This is a genomic window from Lactobacillus sp. A27, assembly GCF_016742815.1.
Taxonomy (GTDB): domain Bacteria; phylum Bacillota; class Bacilli; order Lactobacillales; family Lactobacillaceae; genus Lactobacillus; species Lactobacillus gallinarum.
This window is the reverse complement of the sequence record NZ_JAEHNT010000043.1, coordinates 1-2,212: the sequence shown is the minus strand read 5'-3', so window position 1 is coordinate 2,212 and position 2,212 is coordinate 1. Positions and strand designations below refer to the sequence as shown.

Below are 2,212 nucleotides of genomic sequence, written 5' to 3'. Positions count from 1 at the left end.
GACAAAGCATTATGAAAAAGAAGTCAAAGAAGCAGAAAGTGTATTAGAGGATAAAAAATTAACTGATAGTGAAATCTCACAAGAGTTGATTTCCAAAGATAATCCAACTGAGAACGTTAAACCATCTGAGATTGATTTCTTGCGTAAAAAGCCATCTTTAGCAACTCAAATTGATTTTACCTTGTTAGGTGACCTTGCTGGATTGTCCAAGGAAGCTAAGGAAGAAGCAGCCGCTGCAGTTGAATAATGTTAATGAAAATAAATTAGCCATGGTTTAAGCGCCATGGCTTTTTATTATGCAATCACATATTTAATTTGTCACCTAAAGCCAATATGATTAAACTAAAAATGTTAATGCAAAAATATTTTTAGGAAAAAACTATGACAATTATCGAATTTAAACATATTAGTTACCAGGTAAAAGAAAAACAAATCTTGCATGATGTTTCTTTTAAGGTAGATCGAGGAGATTTTTTGACCTTGGTTGGACCATCAGGCTCTGGTAAAAGTACTATTTTAAAATTAACCGCTAATTTAATCAGCCCAACAGCAGGCGATATTTTTTATCAAGACAAAAAGATGGCGAAATACGATCCCGTCCAATACCGCAGGGAAGTCTCTTATTGTTTCCAGCAGCCGAGCTTGTTTGGCAAAACGGTAAGAGAAAACTTGATTTTTCCCTATGAAATTAGAAGGCAAGTCGTTGTAGAAAAAAGGATAGATGAGTTACTAAAACTAGTTGATCTATCTGCTGATTTTTTGGATAAGGACATAAATTCTTTGTCAGGTGGAGAAAAGCAGCGAGTGGCTCTCATTCGAAATATAGTTTTTCCGCCTAAGGTGTTGCTACTAGATGAGGTTACAACTGGGCTTGATGATGATAGCAAGGAAATAGTGCATCAATTGATTAAGCGAGTGCACGAACAAGGAACTACTATTATTCGAGTAACTCACGATCAAAGTGAGATTCAGACGGCCGGTCATATTATGCAGATTAAGCAGGGAAGGATCATCAAATGAAGAATGTGATGGTTAGTAATTTATCTTTAGTGTTGGCTTTTGCCTTGGTGCTGGTATCAATCGCGATCTCGGCTAAAGAAAAGCTGGGCTTAACTAAAGATATTTTAACGAGTGTATTTAGAGCAATTATTCAGTTAGTCATTATCGGCTTTGTGCTGAAGTTTATTTTTCACGTTGATCAGCTGTGGTTAACCATCGTTTCAACCTTGGTCATCATTTTTAATGCGTCCTGGAACGCTAATAAACGTGATCCTAATCCGCACCGCAGTCTTTGGAATTCGATAATTGCCGAGGCCATTGGCACCTATGTGACGCTAGGTTTGCTGATTTTTTCAGGGGTAATTAAGCCCATCCCGATGCAGGTGATTCCAATTACGGGGATGATTGCCGGTAATGAAATGGTGGCGATCGGCTTATGCTACAAGGCATTGCATGATAGTTTCAATGATTTGCATCAACAAGTTTTAGAAAAATTAGCTTTGGGCAGCGATATTAAATTGGCATCGATGCCGATCCTGCGTCGGAGTATCAAAACTGCGATGCAGCCAACGATTGATTCTGCCAAGACCGTGGGCTTGGTTAATTTACCAGGGATGATGTCGGGCTTGATCTTCGCAGGAATTAATCCAGTTTACGCGATCAAGTATCAGATTATGATCACATTCATGTTACTGTCGGCGACAGGCCTTGGTGCGGTGATCAGTGGTTATTTAGCCTATAAAAATTATTTTAATGAACAGATGCAGCTGCGATGAGAAGGCCTGAGTTTAAACACCAGGGCTTTTATTTTTATCTAAAAATTCGCTACATTTTATTGATTAATTGCCGGAGAAAACACGGGATTTTAATCCCGTGATGAATCCGGCCTTTTTTAGTTTTTTTGCTTGTTCCCCCCTTCTTTCTTAAACATATGTTTGATATAATCTTAAAAAGAAAGGAGGGAACAAATGTGCTAAAAGGGATCAAATTAAGACTCTATCCTAATAGAACACAACAAAACCAGCTTGAGCAGATGTTTGGCAATGATCGTTTTGTTTGGAATCAAATGCTGGCCATGATGAATGAGCGCTATCAGAATAATAAAGCTTTGCCTTTTTTAGGTAAGTTCAAGCTGAATTATCTGCTTAAGCCGCTTAAAAAAGAATATCCTTTTTTGAAAAACAGCGATTCTTCAAGCTTGCAGGTAGTTAAT

The 2,212-nt window shown here is 37.8% G+C and carries 4 protein-coding genes; all 4 read left to right on the top strand.

Going from position 1 to position 2,212, the window contains the following annotated elements:
• Nucleotides 1-247: hypothetical protein (locus JEM49_RS06690; protein WP_201874298.1), on the top strand; the 247-nt coding region annotated here is incomplete at its 5' end.
• A 134-nt stretch (nt 248-381) separates the two neighbouring features.
• Nucleotides 382-1,020, top strand: coding sequence for an ABC transporter ATP-binding protein (locus JEM49_RS06685; protein WP_098044163.1), 639 nt, complete (start codon nt 382-384; stop codon nt 1,018-1,020).
• Nucleotides 1,017-1,775 (top strand): ABC transporter permease, encoded by a 759-nt coding sequence (locus tag JEM49_RS06680; protein WP_201874296.1) that lies wholly within the window; start codon nt 1,017-1,019, stop codon nt 1,773-1,775. Before JEM49_RS06685 ends, JEM49_RS06680 begins: the two co-directional genes overlap by 4 nt.
• Nucleotides 1,776-1,900: 125 nt before the next feature.
• A partial coding sequence (locus tag JEM49_RS06675) for a helix-turn-helix domain-containing protein (RefSeq protein ID WP_201874294.1) occupies nt 1,901-2,212 on the top strand: 312 nt, incomplete at its 3' end.